Origin of the sequence: Isoptericola halotolerans (assembly GCF_003003075.1) — a bacterium.
Lineage (GTDB): Bacteria > Actinomycetota > Actinomycetes > Actinomycetales > Cellulomonadaceae > Isoptericola > Isoptericola halotolerans_A.
In genome coordinates this window covers 20,724-35,805 of sequence record NZ_PVTX01000001.1, presented here as the reverse complement: position 1 = coordinate 35,805, position 15,082 = coordinate 20,724, and the positions used below count along the sequence as shown (strand labels likewise).

General features: G+C 74.1%; 21 protein-coding genes. 7 read left to right on the top strand and 14 right to left on the bottom strand.

Annotated elements, in window-relative coordinates; translation table 11 throughout:
- Window positions 1-93: 93 nt before the first annotated feature.
- The 5 genes from BCL65_RS00210 to BCL65_RS00190 all read left to right on the top strand — a co-directional run bounded on the left by BCL65_RS00210 (window position 94) and on the right by BCL65_RS00190 (window position 4,713).
- Window positions 94-972, top strand: a complete 879-nt coding sequence (locus BCL65_RS00210) for an SDR family oxidoreductase (RefSeq protein WP_106264114.1) — start codon at window positions 94-96, stop codon at window positions 970-972.
- Between the two features lie 97 nt (window positions 973-1,069).
- Window positions 1,070-1,483 carry a nitroreductase/quinone reductase family protein gene (locus tag BCL65_RS00205; protein ID WP_243401144.1) on the top strand — a complete coding sequence of 138 codons (414 nt, stop codon included), beginning with the start codon at window positions 1,070-1,072 and terminating at the stop codon, window positions 1,481-1,483.
- 279 nt (window positions 1,484-1,762) lie between these two features.
- Entirely contained in the window at window positions 1,763-3,412 is a 1,650-nt protein-coding gene (locus BCL65_RS18210; protein ID WP_106264110.1) for an HNH endonuclease signature motif containing protein, read from the top strand.
- A gap of 28 nt (window positions 3,413-3,440) precedes the next feature.
- Window positions 3,441-3,929, top strand: a complete 489-nt coding sequence (locus BCL65_RS00195) for an AAA family ATPase (protein WP_243401143.1) — start codon at window positions 3,441-3,443, stop codon at window positions 3,927-3,929.
- An 88-nt stretch (window positions 3,930-4,017) separates the two neighbouring features.
- Entirely contained in the window at window positions 4,018-4,713 is a 696-nt protein-coding gene (locus tag BCL65_RS00190; protein WP_106264108.1) for an HAD family hydrolase, read from the top strand.
- On the opposite strand, the gene BCL65_RS00185 is transcribed toward BCL65_RS00190, so the two are convergent.
- The 8 genes from BCL65_RS00185 to rpmB all read right to left on the bottom strand — a co-directional run bounded on the left by BCL65_RS00185 (window position 4,703) and on the right by rpmB (window position 6,715).
- Window positions 4,703-4,969 (bottom strand): hypothetical protein, encoded by a 267-nt coding sequence (locus BCL65_RS00185; RefSeq protein WP_106264106.1) that lies wholly within the window; start codon window positions 4,967-4,969, stop codon window positions 4,703-4,705. The two genes, BCL65_RS00190 and BCL65_RS00185, sit on opposite strands and share 11 nt — an antisense overlap.
- 4 nt (window positions 4,970-4,973) lie before the next feature.
- Entirely contained in the window at window positions 4,974-5,240 is a 267-nt protein-coding gene (locus BCL65_RS00180; protein WP_106264104.1) for a GlsB/YeaQ/YmgE family stress response membrane protein, read from the bottom strand.
- 133 nt (window positions 5,241-5,373) lie between these two features.
- On the bottom strand, window positions 5,374-5,544 hold the full coding sequence (gene rpmF, locus BCL65_RS00175; RefSeq protein ID WP_106264102.1) for a 50S ribosomal protein L32: 171 nt from the start codon (window positions 5,542-5,544) through the stop codon (window positions 5,374-5,376).
- Window positions 5,545-5,553: 9 nt separating this feature from the next.
- Window positions 5,554-5,676 (bottom strand): type B 50S ribosomal protein L36, encoded by a 123-nt coding sequence (gene ykgO, locus BCL65_RS00170; protein WP_106264100.1) that lies wholly within the window; start codon window positions 5,674-5,676, stop codon window positions 5,554-5,556.
- Window positions 5,673-5,996, bottom strand: a complete 324-nt coding sequence (locus BCL65_RS00165; RefSeq protein WP_106264098.1) for a type B 50S ribosomal protein L31 — start codon at window positions 5,994-5,996, stop codon at window positions 5,673-5,675. Before BCL65_RS00165 ends, ykgO begins: the two co-directional genes overlap by 4 nt.
- Window positions 5,997-6,006: 10 nt before the next feature.
- Window positions 6,007-6,312: a 30S ribosomal protein S14 gene (gene rpsN, locus BCL65_RS00160; protein ID WP_106264096.1), complete on the bottom strand. Its 306-nt coding sequence runs from the start codon at window positions 6,310-6,312 to the stop codon at window positions 6,007-6,009.
- Window positions 6,312-6,479 carry a 50S ribosomal protein L33 gene (gene rpmG / locus BCL65_RS00155; RefSeq protein ID WP_106264094.1) on the bottom strand — a complete coding sequence of 56 codons (168 nt, stop codon included), beginning with the start codon at window positions 6,477-6,479 and terminating at the stop codon, window positions 6,312-6,314. The genes rpsN and rpmG overlap by 1 nt, the downstream gene beginning before the upstream one ends.
- On the bottom strand, window positions 6,479-6,715 hold the full coding sequence (rpmB, locus tag BCL65_RS00150; RefSeq protein ID WP_106264092.1) for a 50S ribosomal protein L28: 237 nt from the start codon (window positions 6,713-6,715) through the stop codon (window positions 6,479-6,481). Before rpmB ends, rpmG begins: the two co-directional genes overlap by 1 nt.
- Before the next feature lie 83 nt (window positions 6,716-6,798).
- On the opposite strand from rpmB, the gene BCL65_RS00145 reads away from it, so the two are divergent.
- The gene (locus BCL65_RS00145) at window positions 6,799-7,944 is read left to right on the top strand and encodes a GTP-binding protein (protein WP_243401142.1); all 1,146 of its coding nucleotides are present in this window, start codon (window positions 6,799-6,801) and stop codon (window positions 7,942-7,944) included.
- Window positions 7,945-7,957: 13 nt separating this feature from the next.
- Here the strand turns inward: BCL65_RS00145 and BCL65_RS00140 are convergent, their stop codons facing one another.
- The 5 genes from BCL65_RS00140 to BCL65_RS00120 all read right to left on the bottom strand — a co-directional run bounded on the left by BCL65_RS00140 (window position 7,958) and on the right by BCL65_RS00120 (window position 11,413).
- Window positions 7,958-8,998, bottom strand: a complete 1,041-nt coding sequence (locus tag BCL65_RS00140; protein WP_106264090.1) for a YdcF family protein — start codon at window positions 8,996-8,998, stop codon at window positions 7,958-7,960.
- Window positions 8,995-10,209 (bottom strand): MFS transporter, encoded by a 1,215-nt coding sequence (locus tag BCL65_RS00135; RefSeq protein ID WP_106264088.1) that lies wholly within the window; start codon window positions 10,207-10,209, stop codon window positions 8,995-8,997. The genes BCL65_RS00140 and BCL65_RS00135 overlap by 4 nt, the downstream gene beginning before the upstream one ends.
- 68 nt (window positions 10,210-10,277) lie before the next feature.
- On the bottom strand, window positions 10,278-10,592 hold the full coding sequence (locus BCL65_RS00130; protein WP_106264086.1) for a DUF4235 domain-containing protein: 315 nt from the start codon (window positions 10,590-10,592) through the stop codon (window positions 10,278-10,280).
- A gap of 43 nt (window positions 10,593-10,635) precedes the next feature.
- Window positions 10,636-11,100 carry an ATP-binding protein gene (locus BCL65_RS00125; RefSeq protein WP_207767759.1) on the bottom strand — a complete coding sequence of 155 codons (465 nt, stop codon included), beginning with the start codon at window positions 11,098-11,100 and terminating at the stop codon, window positions 10,636-10,638.
- Window positions 11,093-11,413, bottom strand: coding sequence for an STAS domain-containing protein (locus tag BCL65_RS00120; RefSeq protein ID WP_243401141.1), 321 nt, complete (start codon window positions 11,411-11,413; stop codon window positions 11,093-11,095). Before BCL65_RS00120 ends, BCL65_RS00125 begins: the two co-directional genes overlap by 8 nt.
- Before the next feature lie 104 nt (window positions 11,414-11,517).
- Between BCL65_RS00120 and BCL65_RS00115 the strand changes: the two genes are divergently transcribed.
- On the top strand, window positions 11,518-12,753 hold the full coding sequence (locus BCL65_RS00115) for an alkaline phosphatase family protein (protein ID WP_106264084.1): 1,236 nt from the start codon (window positions 11,518-11,520) through the stop codon (window positions 12,751-12,753).
- Here BCL65_RS00115 and helR read toward each other — a convergent pair.
- Window positions 12,740-15,013 (bottom strand): RNA polymerase recycling motor ATPase HelR, encoded by a 2,274-nt coding sequence (gene helR / locus BCL65_RS00110; protein WP_106264082.1) that lies wholly within the window; start codon window positions 15,011-15,013, stop codon window positions 12,740-12,742. The genes BCL65_RS00115 and helR overlap by 14 nt on opposite strands.
- Window positions 15,014-15,082: the final 69 nt, after the last annotated feature.

The window sequence follows — 15,082 nt, the reverse complement described above, 5'->3', positions numbered from 1 at the left end:
CGTGGCGTGGGGCCGCCGGACCGTGGGTGACGACCTGCGGCCCGACCGAAATCAGCGGGCCCCGGGTCGACTCGCGTCGCTACCGTCGCCGGCATGACGCACCACGACACCTCCCTCGCCGGCCGCACGGCGCTCGTCACCGGAGTCTCCCGCCGGAAAGGCATCGGCTACGCCGTCGCCCGCGAGCTCGCAGGGCTCGGGGCGAGCGTCTTCACGCACCACTACTCCCCGCACGATGCAGATCAGCCGTGGGGTGCCGACGATCTCGCCGCCGTGCACTCCGGCGTCCGGGCGGCACTGCAGGGCGACGCCGCCTCAGGGTCCGCGAGCGCCGACCTGCGCGACCCCGCCCAGGTGGACGAGCTGTTCGACGCCGCCCGGGCGCTCACCGGTTCCGTGGACATCCTGGTGTGCAACCACGCGCGAAGCGGCGGCGACGGGTCGATCCTCGACATGACCGTCGCCGCCCTGGACGCGTTCTGGCAGACGAACACTCGGTCCACCCTGCTCCTGACCCGCCGCTTCGCGCAGCAGCTCCGTCCCGTCGGACCCGGCACGACGGTACGTCCCGGCGAACGTCTGGGCCGCACCGCGCCGTCGGACCCGGCCACCGCGCCGAAGGTCGTGTGGATGACGTCGGGCCAGGAGGACGGACCGATGCGTGGGGAGGTCGCCTACGCGACGTCGAAGGCGGCGCTGGCCGGGGTGACTGCCACGGTGGCGGCCGAGCTGCTCGAACTCGGCATCGTCCTCAACACCGTGAACCCTGGCCCGGTGAACACCGGCTACCTCGACCCGGGGACGACGGACCGCCCGCTGGCGGAGCTGGAGGAGCTGCGGACGGCGACACCGTTCGGGCGATGGGGCGAGCCGACCGACCCGGCCCGCCTCATCGGGTGGCTGGTGAGCCCGGCGGGGTCGTGGGTGGTGGGTCAGCGGCTCACCACGGACGGCGGCTTCGCGCTGCAGTGACGCCAGCCTGTTCCGCGTAGCCTCGTCGGTGCGACGTCACCGACGACCGGGAGAGCCGATGTCCTTCACCCACCCGCAGGGAACGTACGGCGCAAGGATGCCCAGCGGCCCCCTCATGAAGCTGGCGAACAAGCTCGCCGCCTGGCGCGCCCGTCGCACGTCCGGGACCACGATGGGCATGAGACTGCTGGTGCTGACCGCCGTCGGACGCACGAGCGGCGAGCCGCGCTCCACCCCGCTGGCCTGGTTCCCCGACGGCGACGGCTGGCTGGTGGTCGCGTCCGCGGGCGGGGACGCGTCGAACCCCGGCTGGTACCGCAACGTCGCGGCCCACCCCGACGAGGTCACCATCGAGCTCGGGGGCGAGAAGATCCCCGTCGCCGCCACCGAGCTCCAGGGCGACGAGCGCACCGTCGCGTGGGAGCGCATCAAGGCCTCCGCGAAGCAGTTCGCGGGCTACGAGCGCAAGACGGACCGGCAGATCCCTGTGGTCCGGCTGACGCGGCGCTGATCCTGGGGTCCGGGTCGCCGCTCCTGGGCGCCCCAGAGGCCGCGGGGCGGCGAGCCTCGACGGTCACCGCTGGGTTGCTCGCCGTCGTGCCGACGGCACCAGGTAGGTCGCCGTGGCTCGCCTGCGGGCACCGAGGCTACGGCGGACCTGTGGACACTCGGGGCTGTCCACAGAATGCGCAGAAATGCCCGTTGACCTGGTGAGACGAACATATGTTCGATAGCATCGGAGGTGCCCACAGGGGAACAGGAACCCACCGAGACGGCCACGGGAGGGACGATGACGACTCGACGCGACACGCTCGGCCTGCTCGCCGAGATCGAGTCCGCCGTCGACTCCCTCGCGGCCCATGGCCTCTCGGCCGGAGAGGACGTCGGTCCCCTGACAGAGGTGACCGCAAGGCTCCGGACGATCGAAGAACGCCTCGGCGCGGTGCGCCTCCGACTGCTCACGGAGCTCGACGACGCCGGGACGTGGGCGATCGACGGGTCCCGGTCGTTCGCCCACTGGTTGTCCCGGACGCAGGACGTCACGCTCGCCACCGCGCGCCGCGAGGTGCGCACGGCAAAGACCCTCCGCGACGCCCTGCCGGCCACCGCCCTCGCGGCCGTGGAGGGAGCGGTCGGGGCGGACCACGTGCGAGCGATGGTGGACATCGCCCCGACCTCGCAGGCCCGCCGTGATGCCCTGGCGGCCCCGGTGGCGACCGATGGCGCGGAGGAGGCCGACGCATCGGGTACGCCTGCGGACACCTCAGCGCCACCCACCGGCGAGGAGTTCCTGCTCGCGCTCGCCGGCCGGTACCCGGTCGGACCCTTCCGCCGCATGGTGCGCCGGTTCGCGCACGTCGCCGACCCGGAGTCCGACGAGCGCGGCTATGCCCGCGCCCGCGGGAAGGAGTTCTTCGAGGTCTCGCCCACCTGGGACGGCTACCACGTGGCCGGGTTTCTCACCGAGGAGCACGGCCAGGTGTTGCGGACGGCGCTCGACAGCGTCGTCGGGGCGCCCGCCGCCGCCGAGACCCGGACCTCCACCCAGCGGCGGGCCCAGGGAATCGCCGACCTCGCCAGGATCGCTCTGGACAACGCGGCCGTGGGTACCGGAGCCTCAGTACGTCCCCACCTGAACGTCACCGTCGGCCTGACGGAGCTGCGTGCGGCGCTCGCCGCGTCGGTCGACGCTCCACCCGGCGCCACCGGCAACGGCTCCCAGGGCGCCCTGGTGCTGGGCAACGCCGCCGGCATCGACCCGCGCCGGATCGTCGGCGCTGACAGCATCAGCGAAGACGGCACGGCGGACGTCGCCACGGACAGCGCGCGCCGCGGATACGACCTTCCCGGAAGCGACGGCCACGGAAGCGACGGCCCGGGAGGCGACGGTCCGGGAGGCGGCGGCCACAACGGCGGCGACGGCCTGCCGACGTTCGCGGACGGGCGCGGCCCGCTGCCCGCGTCGCTCCTGCGCCGGCTCGCGTGCGACAGCGAGCTGTCCCGGATCGTGTTCGGACCGGACAGCCAGGTCCTGGACGTCGGACGAAGTCGCCGGACCGTCACCGGGCAGCTGCGCCGGGCGGTGATCACCCGGGACCGGCACTGCACCTGGCCGGGGTGCGAGGAACCACCGAGTCGTTGCGAGGTCCACCACGCCGTCACCCACTGGGCGGACGGCGGAGGCACCAGCGTCGACAACGGGGCGCTGCTGTGCTGGCACCATCACGACCGGGTCGACGGTCAGGGCGTCACGATGCGTTGGCACCGTGGCCGCTGGGAGTTCCACGACAGGTTCGGCAACCCGATCGGCACCGGCCGCGAGCCCCACAGCGACGGGCTCGATGGCGCGCGGGAACCGACCCACGCGGCGTTCCGGGAGCAGGAGCCCCGAAAGCACCAGGAGTTCCCGGAGCTCCAGGACCAGCAGGAGGCGGCATGACCGACAGGCAGGGCGCTAGTCTCGGCCGATGAGCCGGGTGTTCCTGATGTGCGGCCCTGCGGGGTCCGGGAAGTCGACGCGCGCCCGAGCGCTGGAGGCTCAGGGCTGGGCACGCCTCTCCGTCGACGTCGCCGCGTGGCGGGAGGGCCGCCGGGACCACCCGCTGCCCGACGACGTCACCACCCGTCTGCAGGCCGAGCTGCGGCAGGAGTGCCTCGACCTGGTCCGCGCCGGTCGCGACGTCGTCGTCGACCTGTCGTTCTGGTCCCGCGCCATGCGTGACGAGTACCGCGACCTGCTGCGGCCGCTGGGAGTGTTCCCCGTGACGGTGTACCTGCCCACACCGCGCGAGGTCGTGCTCGAACGACTCGCGCACCGCTCGGGCACCGGGCCCGACGACGTGGTGGTCTCCCGGGAGACGGCACTGCGCTACCTCGACGCCTTCGAGGTGCCGACGCCGGACGAGGGCCCCCTCGAGGTGCTCGAGCACCACGTGGGGACGGCCTCCTCCGGCTGACGCCCGGGGTGGCGGGATCGCAGGACGGACCACAGGATCGACAGATGACCCCAGACCACCACCCTTTGCCCCGCACCCTCGGTGCCGTATGACCGGCGCGGTGCTGCTGGACGTCGACGGGACGCTCGTCGACTCCAACTACCTGCAGGTCGACGCCTGGCTCCGCTCGTTCCGCGACGTCGGGATCGACGTCGACGCCTGGCGCATCCACCGCGCGCTCGGGATGGCCGGGTCGCAGCTGATCCCACGCGTCGCCACGCTCAGCGGCGTGGAGCTGCGCCCCGGCGCCGCCGACGAGGTCGACGAGGCACACTCTCGGCACGAGGCCGAGTCGGCCCACCGCATGCGGGTGTTCGACGGCGCCCGCGAGCTGGTCCATGAGATCTCGGCCCGCGGTGCCCGACCGGTCCTCGCGACGTCGGCGTCGCCCGACCAGCTCGAGCGGCTGCGGGACCTGCTCGACGTGGAGGACGCGCTCTACGCGGTGACGTCGTCGCAGGACGTCGAGGCCTCCAAGCCGGAGCCCGAGCTCGTGCAGGTGGCGCTCCGGGCAGCGGGCGTCGCACCCACGGAGGCCGTGTTCCTGGGCGACTCCGTGTGGGACGTCATGGCTGCGCAGCGCGCCGGCGTGCCGTGCCTGGGTGTCCTGAGCGGCGGTGTCAGCGCGCAGGAACTGACCGACGCCGGCGCCGTCGAGGTCCGCACCGATGTCGCGGAGCTCCTCGCCGACCTGGACGCCAGCGCGCTGGCGCCGGTCTTGGAACCTCGGGGACCTAGGGGTTGAGCAGCTCGTAGACCGGCGGCGAGTCCTGCGGCCCACCGGCCGAGTGGCGGAACGCGAGACCCGAGGCGTCGAACACCTCGAACCACTCGTCCCAGCCGACCTCACGGGCCTCCGGCATGCTGTCGTCCTGCGGGAACACGACGGCGGGAACGGGGCGGCCGCCGCTGAGCCCTGCCGCTTCGACGAGCATCGGCACGCCGGAACGCCCCTCGACCCACGAACGGATCTCCCGGTGGTCGGTGGTCGTGACCGTCATCGGCTCACGCCTTCCGTCCGGACGCACCGGCCACGATGGAGACGCCGATCGCGGCCAGGCCGATCTGGAAGGCCAGCTCGATCCAGTCGATCCCGCCGGTGTCCTGGACACCGATGAGGCTGGCGAGCCACGTACCGAGCAGCGCGGCGACGATGCCGACGAGGATCGTCACGATGATCGAGATGTTCTGACGCCCGCGGACCACCAGCCGTCCGAGCGCGCCGATGATGGCGCCGATGATGATGGCCGTGATGATGCCGCCTGCAGTCATGACTGAACCTCCTGGTCGTCGGGTCGCGCCCCCCGGCCAAGATATGGCTGGTCCGGCCTCGCTGCACGACGGCCACGCTGCACGACGGCCGTCCCGGCCCCGCACGACGGCGGGGCCGGGCGTCGCGTCGTCGTCAGCGGGGGACGACCACTCGCCCCTCCCGGACCGCGCGGGCGAGCCGCGGCGGGACCTGGACGCTCTCGCCGCCGACCACGACCGGCACGAGGGCCGGCTCGACGGCCTTCCACTGCGCGCGGCGGCTGCGGGTGCGCGAGCGGGACATCTTGCGCTTGGGGACTGCCATGGGTGCTCCTCAGCCTTGACGCGCCTTCCAGCGCGGGTTCTGCCTGTTGATGACGTAGGTCTTGCCGCGGCGCCGCACGACCTTCGCGCCGGGCTTGTCCTTGAGGGACCGCAGGGAGGCGCGCACCTTCATCGCGCACCTCCGTCCGGGACGGCGGCGGCCGCAGCAGCACCGGCCGCCGAACCGGCACCGTACCGGCGACGGAACTTCTCGACGCGGCCCGCGGTGTCCACGACGCGCGCGGCGCCGGTCCAGAACGGGTGGCTGGCGCTCGAGATGTCGACGTCGATCACGGGGTAGGTGTTGCCGTCCTCCCACTCGATCGTGCGAGCGGGTCGGCCGGGGCCGGACGGCGTCTGGCCGGCCAGCGTGGATCGCGTCAGGAACGTGAACCCGGCGCTGGTGTCGCGGAACACGACGGGGCCGTAGGTCGGGTGGATGGTCTTCTTCATGGTGGTCTCCTCACCAGCTCGACTTGGTCACGCCGGGCAGCTCGCCTCGGTGCGCCATCTGGCGCATCCGGATCCGCGAGAGCCCGAACTTGCCGACGTAGCCGCGCGGGCGGCCGTCGGCGGCGTCGCGGTTGCGCAGCCGGGTGGCGCTGGCGTCACGCGGCTGGCGCTGCAGCTCCATGACGGCGGCGGCCCGCTCCTCGGCGGTGGACGACGGCGCGGCGACGACCCGCTTGAGCTCGGCGCGACGCTCGGCGTACCGCTCGACGACCTGCTGCCGGCGCAGGTTCGCGGCGATCTTCGACTTCTTGGCCATCAGCGGGTCTCCTTGAACTCGACGTGCCGGCGCACGACGGGGTCGTACTTGCGCAGCACCACGCGATCCGGGCTGTTGCGGCGGTTCTTGCGCGTCACGTAGGTGAAGCCGGTGCCCGCGGTGGACCGCAGCTTGATGACGGGGCGCAGGTCGGTCTTGGAGGCCATCAGATCTTCTCTCCTCGGGCCCGGATGCGGGCGACGACGGCATCGATCCCGTCGCGGTCGATCGTCTTGATCCCCTTGGCGCTCACGCGCAGGGTGACGGTGCGGCCGAGCGAGGGGACCCAGTAGTGCTTCTTCTGGATGTTGGGGTCGAACCGCCGCTTGGTCCGCACGTGCGAGTGCGAGATCGAGTGGCCGAACCCCGGGACGGTGCCGAGCACCTGGCAGCGGGCGGACATGACTTCCTTCCGTGTGAGAACAGTTCTCATCTGGCGCTAGAGTGTGGCAGAAGCGATAATGATTCTCAACCACAGGAGGCGCTGTGCATTCCCGCCCGGACCACCCCGCCAGCCACCACCCCGCGCTGAGCGTGCTCGTCAGCACCGACCCCGTGCTCCGCGACACCACCGCCGCGAGCCTCGCGCTCACGTCACCGGGCGCCGTCGTCGTCCGCCACGACCTGCTGCCCGACGACGGAGCGCTCCGCCGCGTCGTCGTCGACGCGACCGGCGTGATCGAGGACGTCACGGTCGAGCTGGAGCACGCGTGCGTGTCCTGCAGCGTGCGTGAGGACGCCGTGCCCACGCTGGCCCGGCTGGCCTGGACCGGACGCTGGACCGACTTGGTCCTCGCGCTGCCCGTCACCGCGGAGCCGCTGCCGGTCGGGCGGGCGCTGGCCGCGCACACCGACGCCGGAGAGGTGCTCGAGGACCTCCGGTTCACCGCCACCGTGGCGGTCGTGGACCTGGACCGGGTCGAGGCGGACCTGCTCGGCGACGACCTCGTCGACGAGCGCGACCTGGCCCTCACTCCCGACGACGAACGACCGCTCGGCGAGGCGCTCGCCGCCCAGCTCGAGCAGGTCGACGTCGTGGTGACCACGGGCGACGACCCGACCGGCGCCGGCCTGGTCGACCGGCTGCGCGCCCGCGACAGCCGCCGGATCGACGGGCTGCACGAGCTCGACGTCACCGAGCTCGCCGCCTGCCGGCACGACAGCGTCGCCGCGGAGGGCAGGGCCCACCCCCTCGGCGCGCGCAACCCGCACCGGTCGAGCAGCGACCCGGCCGACCGGAGCTGGAGCCTGCTGTTGAAGTCACGCCGCCCCTTCCACCCGGAACGGCTGCTCGAGCAGATCGAGCACCTCGGCACGGGCCCCGTCCGCAGCCGCGGCGTCTTCCACGTGCCGGACCGACCCGACTCCGTCTGCCTCTGGGACGGCGCCGGCGGAGCGCTGTGCGTCGCCGACCTCGGCACCTGGCAGGAGGTCGCCGGGAACCGGCCACCCGTCACCCGCATCCTCGTCGTGGGCGCCGGGGAGCCCGACGAGGCGCGCAGCACGCGGGACCGCATCCTCGACGCGTTCGGCGAGGCGCTCGCCACGGGCGCGGAGGTCGACGACGGCGGGCTGCGCTGGCTGGGCCGCGAGGACGTCCTCGAGCCGTGGCTCGGCGCCCGGACGGCATGAAGGGAAGGGCTCGCTAGGTCCCGGCGACGGTCAGCACGCTCGCGAGGCCGCTCACGAGAACGATGCCCGTCACCACCACGACATGGACGGCCGGCCGACGGCGCAGCACGGCCACGAACTCCCGCAGGTACGCGCTGGGGAAGAAGTACCCCGCCGTGGGCGCACCGATCGCGTGGACGTCGAGGCCGAGGTCCATCGCCTCCATGGCGGCACGCGGAGCGTGGTAACTGTTCGTCGCCACCAGGTACGGACCGGTCAGCCCCGCACCGTCGAGCAGCGCGGACCCGAGGGTCAGGTTCTCCCGCGTGGTCCGGGCGCGGTCCTCGACCAGGATCGCGTCGCGCGGTATGCCCTCGGCCACCAGCCACTCTGCCATCGCCACCCCCTCGGGCCGGTCCTCGTCGGCGCCCTGACCGCCGGACGGGACGATCCGCACGGGCCGCTCCCCGCCGAGCCGACGTGCGGCGTCGGCACCCGCACGCAGCCGGGCGGCCAGCAGCGGAGGCACGCGCCCAGCGACGACCTTGCTGCCCAGGACGATCACGCCGTGAGCCGGCACCCGGGCGGCGGCCCGCCGGTACAGGAGGATCTGCGTGACGAACCCCAGGAAGACGAGACCGAGCCAGGCCGTCGTCATCCCCACCGCCAGCGCGATTCCGATCGCCCACGGCGCCCGCAGCACGACCGGTGCCACGACGACCGCCGGCACGACCAGCATCGCGAGCCCTGCCGCGAGCGAGAGGAGGTTCGCGAGGGACCGCCGCTCACGACGCACCATCGTCAGCCCGTTGATCACCAGGAGCACCGGCAGGGCGAGGAGGAACAGCCCGAGCACCGTGACCACCGCGAGGTCGGCCCAGTCCAGGACGGTGGTCCCGTGCGGCACGAGCGCCGCCAGCTGGGCCAGCACGCCACCGGCGGAGTACACGGACGCGATGAGCAGGAACCCGTTGCGCAACCGACGGCGGTCGGTGCGCAGCGACAGCACGAACCACGCCGTCCAGAAGGCGCACACCGCGACGGAGCCGACGACGGCGAGCCAGTCGGCGCTCATGCCGTCCGTCCCGTCCGGGCAGGCGACCGACCTGCCAGGAGCACGGCACCCGCCGCGACCACGCAGACCACGGCGGTGGTCGCCAGCCCGGCGGCGAAGCTCGAGCCCGCCGCGATGAACCCGACCACCAGCGACCCGAGCCCGGTGCCCGTGTCGAACCCGATGTTCCACACGGTGCTGGCGGTCGGGTGGGACCGGTGCGGCACCGCCGCGAACGCCTCGACGAGCGTCAGGTTCTGCAGGCTGCCGTAGGACAGGCCCACCACGGTCATGCCCAGCACCAGGGCGGCGCCGCGCGTGCCGCCGTCGGCGATCGCCCAGGCGCACACGCCGAGCCCGGCCGCGCACAGGCCCAGCAGCGGGGCCAGGAAGACGCGCGGGCCGTACCGGTCCGCGGGGCCGCCCACCGCCCACCGGGACAGCGCCGTCGCCGCCGTGAAGCCCAGCAGACCGACCGCCGCCAGCGCGGCGCTGCCGGCGAACTGCGGGGCGAACGTCAGCAGCGCGCCGCCCGGCGTCGTGACCGCCAGGAGCACGAGCGACGGCAGGACCAGGCCGGCCAGGACCCGCCAGCGGGCACGGTCCGGCGCGGCGGGCTCGGTGTCACCGCCGTCGTCGGCCGTGACCCGCTCCAGCCGGCCCCCGAGCACCGCGGCCGCCGGGACGCCGAGCACCGGCAGCGACCCGAGCGCGAACACGACCGGGAAGTCGAGCGACTCGGCGATCCAGGCCGAACCCGGCACCAGCAGGAGCTGCGGTATCGCGATGGACAACCCGTACACGCCGATCGCCCGCCCGTGGCGGGGGCCGTCCACGAGCGCGGCCACGGCGCTCGACCCGCAGACCGTCAGGACCGCGAACCCCATCCCCCGCACGGCCGAGAGGACGAGCAGCCACGGCAGGGAGTCGGTCAGCACGAACAGGGCCGACGGCAGGCCGAGCAGCAGCATGCCCGCGACCATCGTGGGGCGCCAGCCGATGCGGCGCAGCGCCGCCGGCATCGTGGTCTGGGTCAGCACCGTGGCCAGCATGAGCACGGCGTTGACGAGCCCGGCGCCGCCCGACCCCGCCCCGCCGTGCACCGCCCACAGGGGGGCGACGGGCAGGAGCAGCGCGTAGCCGGCGAACCCGAGCGCGGACATGGTCAGCAGCGACCGCATCCCCGGCACCCGGGTGATCGGCCCACCGGGCGAGGTGGAGGGTTGGCGCATCCCGGCAACCTATCCCGCCGCCGGGGCGCGCCGCGCCGGGCAGGTCGGTCCGCCGGTCGGCCTGCCCGTCAGTCCCCCGGCCACTCCCCCGTCCACCGCTGGAACATGCGCGCCCCGCCCCGGTCGATGAGTGCCTTGACCAGCGCGAAGATCGCGCCCTGCAGGAGCGACGCGAGGACGATCTCTCGCATCGCGTACTCGGACTCGAGCGGCTTCGGCGGGTCGTCCGGGTGGCCGGGCGCCAGCCGCTTGTAGACCTGGCGGAACACCTGCCCTGCCACGAGGCCGCCCACGATGGAGCTCGCGAGGCCGAAGGGCCGGTAGAGGATCTTGGCGCTCTTGCTGCCCGACGCCTCGCGACGGGCTCCGTCGTTCTTGCTCATCCCTCGACGCTAGGCCGGGTCCGTCCAGCACGCAGCCGCGCGCTCAGGAGGTCAGGCTCGGCTGCCGGGAACGCGCGGCGAACCGCGCCCAGACGTGCTTGGCCGTCTCCGTGCTGTACCAGCCGACCTCGGCGGCCAGCCGCGCGGCGAGCAGCAGCCCGAAGCCGCCGCGGCCGCTGGGCCCCTCGACCGCGCCCGGCACACGGTCCGGTGCCCGGTCGACCACGTCCAGCAGGTACTCGCCGTCCCGCTCGGACAACCGCACCACGGCCGGGCGGCCGGCGTAGCTGAGGGCGTTCGTCGCGAGCTCGCTGGCGACCAGGACGACGGACTCCGGGACGTCCTCGAGCGAGGACTCCGGCGACCCCGGCAGGGTGGCGCTCAGGTCGTCGCGGATCATGGCGAGCTCCTCGACCGCCAGGAGCGGCCAGGACCTCACCTCGCGGAACCCCTGCGGGGCTCGCGCCACCGGAAGCGTCTGGTGCACGAAGTCGTCCTCCTCAGTCACCGAGGACGAACAGCCTATCGACACCCGTGATGCGCAGCAGGTCGAGAATTCTGCTCGACGCGTCGACGAGCACCGGTGGCGTGGGCTTCGACTCCACCGCGGTGTACAGCAGGCGCAGCCCGCCCGAGTCGATGAACGTCACCTGGCCGAGGTCCACCGTCAGCGGTTCCCCGGCCGTCCTGCGCAGGTGATCGGCCACCTGCGTCTCCACCCGCTTCTGCACGGCCCCGTCGATCTCGCCCCACATCGTCCAGTGGGCACGCTCGGGGTCGATGCGGACACCACCGTGAATCATCTCGTCGTCCACAGTCACCTTCTGAGCTCATCCTCAGGCCGCGGCTGCTTCACGACCGGTCACATAGTGCCCGACCCGCCGTCGTCGTGCCGAATCGGCGCCACCGGCGCGACCATGGAGGCATGGAATCCGCTGCCGGCACGCCCGCACCGCCGGCCGACCACGTCGTCCTCCTCGCCCTGGACGGGTTCGACGCCGGCTACCTCCCGCTGCTCGACGGCCTGCCGACGCCGCACCTGGACGCCCTCGTGCGCCGCGGGAGCCTGACCACCGGGACGGGGGTGATGCCGAGCATCACCAACCCGTCGTGGACCTCGATCGCCACCGGTGCCTGGCCGGAACGCCACCTGAACTCGGCGTTCTGGTACGACCCGGAGGGGCGCGTCGCCCGTGGGCAGCAGCGTGACGTCGCGGTGCCCACCCTGGCGGAGGCCGTGCGCGAGCAGGGCGGCACCGTGCTGTGCGTGCAGTGGCCCGTGCTGCAGGACCACGGCACCGCGTTCGGCGATCGGGACGGTCTGTACACCCGGCCGGGCGGCGACAGCGCGCGACGGGTCGACGACGCGGTCGCGGTCCTGCGCGGCGAGCCAGTGCTCAGCGGGGGCACGCCGGTCACCCTGAGCAGGCCGCCGCAGCTCGTCGCGGTCTACTGCGACGTCCTCGACGCCCTCGGCCACGCGGGCGGCGACCGGCACCCGGGCATCCCGGCCGCGCTGCGAGACATCGACGCACAGGTGGGGCGGCTCGTCGCGGCCACCGAGGAGGCCGGCATCGCTGCCCGCACCGCCTTCGTGCTGCTGGGCGACCACGGGATGACGACGTTCGACCGGGGCTTCGGCCGGGCGGCCCGTACCGCGGTCGCGCGCGCCGGGTACCGGATGGAGATCGTGCGCCCCGGCGACGCGCCCCGGCGGCGGACCGACGTCGTCGCCGTCGTCGGCGGGGTGGCGAGCCTGCACCTGGTCGGCCGCGCGGCCGACGACCCCCGAGCCGTGGCGGCGATCCGCGCGGCGCTCGAGGCGCTCCCCCAGGTGCGGGCCGTCCACGGCAAGGACGACCAGGCCCGGATGCGGATGAGCCCTCGCTACGGCGAGCTCGTGGTCGAGCCGCAGCCCGGTTGGTCGTTCGGCTCCACGCCCCGCCGACCGGCCGGCCGGCACGGGGCCAGCACCGAGCTGGAGGTGGCGTTCGCGCTGGCCGGTGCCGGGATCGCCCCCGGCCGGCCGCCGTCGGACCCCCGGCACGTCGACGTGGCGCCCACCGTGGCCGCGCTGCTCGGCATCGACCCGCCGGCCGGTGCGCAGGGGCGGGTGCTGACCGAGGCGCTGGCGGGGTACCCGGACCTCAGCCGCCGGTGAGCACCACGAGCCGCTGCGTCGCGCGGGTCATCGCGACGTAGCGGTCCACCGCCCCCTCGATCCCGTCGCCGAACCGGTGCGGGTCCACCAGCACCACCAGGTCGAACTCGAGCCCCTTCGCCAGCTCCGGCGTCAGCGCCCGCACCCGCTCCCGCGGCGCGAGGTCCGCCGCGCCGATCACGCACGCGGTGCCGGCGTGCTCGGCGAGCCAGCCGTCGAGCACGCGCTCCAGCTCCGCCGTCGTGCCGTGGACCACCGGGCCGGCGCTGCGCACGGAGGTCGGGACGTTGGCGTCCGGGATCGCGGCCCGGATCACCGGCTCGGCCGCGGCCATGACCTCGCTCGGCGTGCGGTAGTTGATGGTCAGCGAGGCGAGGCCCACGCCGTCGAGGCCGACGCGCTCCAGCCGCTGCTTCCACGACTCCGTGAAGCCGTGCCGGGCCTGCGCCCGGTCCCCCACCACCGTCAGGCTGCGCGAGGGGCAGCGCGCCAGCAGCATCTGCCACTCCGCGTCGGTGAGCTCCTGCGCCTCGTCGACGACGACGTGCGCGAACGGTCCGGCGAGGGCGTCCGGCTCGGCCGCCGGGACCGCCGAGTCGTCCACCAGCGCCGTGCGCAGGTCCTGGCCGCGCAGCATCGACATCACGGCCATCTCCGAGTCGTCGGTGGCGATCAGGTCGTCGACCACGTCGGCCAGGCGCGCCCGCTCCGCGGCGACGGCCGCCTCCTGCCGCCGTCGACGGCGCGCCGCCTGCGGGTCACCGATCCGACGGCGGGCCGCGTCCAGCAGGGGCAGGTCGGCCACCGTCCACGCGCGGGCGTCCGCGCGCTGCAGCGCCGAGACCTCGTCCGGCGCCAGCCACGGCGCGCACCGCCGCAGGTAGGCGGGCACCTCCCACAGGTCGCCGACGACGTCGGTCGGCTCGAGCAGCGGCCACGCCCGGCCGAACGCCCGCGCCAGGTCCCGGTTCGCGGCGAGCGCCCGCCGGGACGCGTCGTCGGGGTCGACGGCGGTCCGCCCGTAGGCGTCGAACTCGCCGTCCGCGTCGTCGGACGCCCCGTCGAGGTCCGGCTCGTCGACCCGCTCGTCGACCGGCTCGTCGACCGGCTCGTCGGCCAGCTTGTCGATGCCGATGCGCAGCAACGCCTCCCAGACCTGGTCGCGCGCCTCGTTGTGCGGCGTGCCGGGCTCGGCCGCGTCGAACGCCTCCGCCCAGTCGTCGGCGCTGATCCAGACGTCGGCCGAGGGCGTCTCCACCAGCAGCCCCTCCGTCGGAGGGTCCTCGTAGAGCTGCACCGCCGGTTCGAGCGCGGCCACCATGCGTGCGTCCGCCTTCAGCCGTGCCACCAGCGGGTCGGGCTCGGGGACGGCCGCCGCACCCTCGGGCACCAGGTCGACCAGGACGCACGTCTGCACGCCCTCCTCCCCCAGGCTGGGCAGGACGTCGGAGACGTACGCCAGGTAGGGCCGGTGCGGGCCGACGAACAGCACCCCGCCCCGCCGGTGACCGAGCCGCGGGTCCGAGTACAGCAGGTAGGCGGTGCGGTGCAGGGCGACCACCGTCTTGCCGGTGCCCGGACCGCCGTCGACCACCAGGGTGCCCTGCGCGCCTGCGCGGATGATCGCGTCCTGGTCGGCCTGGATGGTGCCCAGGACGTCGCGCATCCGGTCCGAACGCTCGGCGCCGAGGCCCGCGATGAACGCGGACTGGTCGTCGAGCGCCGGGTGGTGGGCGAGCCCGTGCGCGCCGTCGCCGACGGCTCCGTCGGTGGCGAAGACCTCGTCCCAGTAGTCGCTGACCCGGCCGTCCGCCCAGTGGTAGCGGCGGCGGCTCGCCAGCCCCATCGGGTCGGCGTGGGTGGCGCCGAAGAACGGCTCGGCCGCCGGCGAGCGCCAGTCGACGAGCAGGCGCGCCCCGTCGCCGTCCGTCAGGCCGAGACGCCCCACGTAGACGGGCTCACCGCCGTCGGCCGGGACCATGCGGCCCAGGCACAGGTCGAGGCCGAACCGTTGGAGCGTGCGCAGGCGGGCAGTGAGGCGGTGGACCTCCTGGTCGCGGTCCATCGCCGCCTGGCCGGAACCGGCGGGCGTGCGGCGCGCGGCGTCGAGCCGCTCGGTGAGGTCCGCCGTCGACGCCGCGAGGCTGGCGGCGATGGCCGCGAAGTGCCGCTCGTCGGGGGCGATCAGGGTGGCGTCGGCCTTGGCGGCGCGGGAGGCGGGCAGGTCGAAGGCGCTCGGGGAACGGGAGGTCACGGGCATCGGCTCCGGTCGCGAAGCCCCGGGGGTGCCGGGGCGGAGACCTGAGATTCTGCGCCTCCCAGGGGGCCT

Coding starts and splice junctions, on each gene's coding strand:
- BCL65_RS00210 (WP_106264114.1), top strand. CDS start 94: ATGACGCACCACGACACCTCCCTCGCCGGCCGCACGGCGCTCGTCACC.
- BCL65_RS00205 (WP_243401144.1), top strand. CDS start 1,070: ATGCCCAGCGGCCCCCTCATGAAGCTGGCGAACAAGCTCGCCGCCTGG.
- BCL65_RS18210 (WP_106264110.1), top strand. CDS start 1,763: ATGACGACTCGACGCGACACGCTCGGCCTGCTCGCCGAGATCGAGTCC.
- BCL65_RS00195 (WP_243401143.1), top strand. CDS start 3,441: ATGAGCCGGGTGTTCCTGATGTGCGGCCCTGCGGGGTCCGGGAAGTCG.
- BCL65_RS00190 (WP_106264108.1), top strand. CDS start 4,018: ATGACCGGCGCGGTGCTGCTGGACGTCGACGGGACGCTCGTCGACTCC.
- BCL65_RS00185 (WP_106264106.1), bottom strand. CDS start 4,969: ATGACGGTCACGACCACCGACCACCGGGAGATCCGTTCGTGGGTCGAG.
- BCL65_RS00180 (WP_106264104.1), bottom strand. CDS start 5,240: ATGACTGCAGGCGGCATCATCACGGCCATCATCATCGGCGCCATCATC.
- rpmF (WP_106264102.1), bottom strand. CDS start 5,544: ATGGCAGTCCCCAAGCGCAAGATGTCCCGCTCGCGCACCCGCAGCCGC.
- ykgO (WP_106264100.1), bottom strand. CDS start 5,676: ATGAAGGTGCGCGCCTCCCTGCGGTCCCTCAAGGACAAGCCCGGCGCG.
- BCL65_RS00165 (WP_106264098.1), bottom strand. CDS start 5,996: ATGAAGAAGACCATCCACCCGACCTACGGCCCCGTCGTGTTCCGCGAC.
- rpsN (WP_106264096.1), bottom strand. CDS start 6,312: ATGGCCAAGAAGTCGAAGATCGCCGCGAACCTGCGCCGGCAGCAGGTC.
- rpmG (WP_106264094.1), bottom strand. CDS start 6,479: ATGGCCTCCAAGACCGACCTGCGCCCCGTCATCAAGCTGCGGTCCACC.
- rpmB (WP_106264092.1), bottom strand. CDS start 6,715: ATGTCCGCCCGCTGCCAGGTGCTCGGCACCGTCCCGGGGTTCGGCCAC.
- BCL65_RS00140 (WP_106264090.1), bottom strand. CDS start 8,998: ATGAGCGCCGACTGGCTCGCCGTCGTCGGCTCCGTCGCGGTGTGCGCC.
- BCL65_RS00135 (WP_106264088.1), bottom strand. CDS start 10,209: ATGCGCCAACCCTCCACCTCGCCCGGTGGGCCGATCACCCGGGTGCCG.
- BCL65_RS00130 (WP_106264086.1), bottom strand. CDS start 10,592: ATGAGCAAGAACGACGGAGCCCGTCGCGAGGCGTCGGGCAGCAAGAGC.
- BCL65_RS00115 (WP_106264084.1), top strand. CDS start 11,518: ATGGAATCCGCTGCCGGCACGCCCGCACCGCCGGCCGACCACGTCGTC.
- helR (WP_106264082.1), bottom strand. CDS start 15,013: ATGCCCGTGACCTCCCGTTCCCCGAGCGCCTTCGACCTGCCCGCCTCC.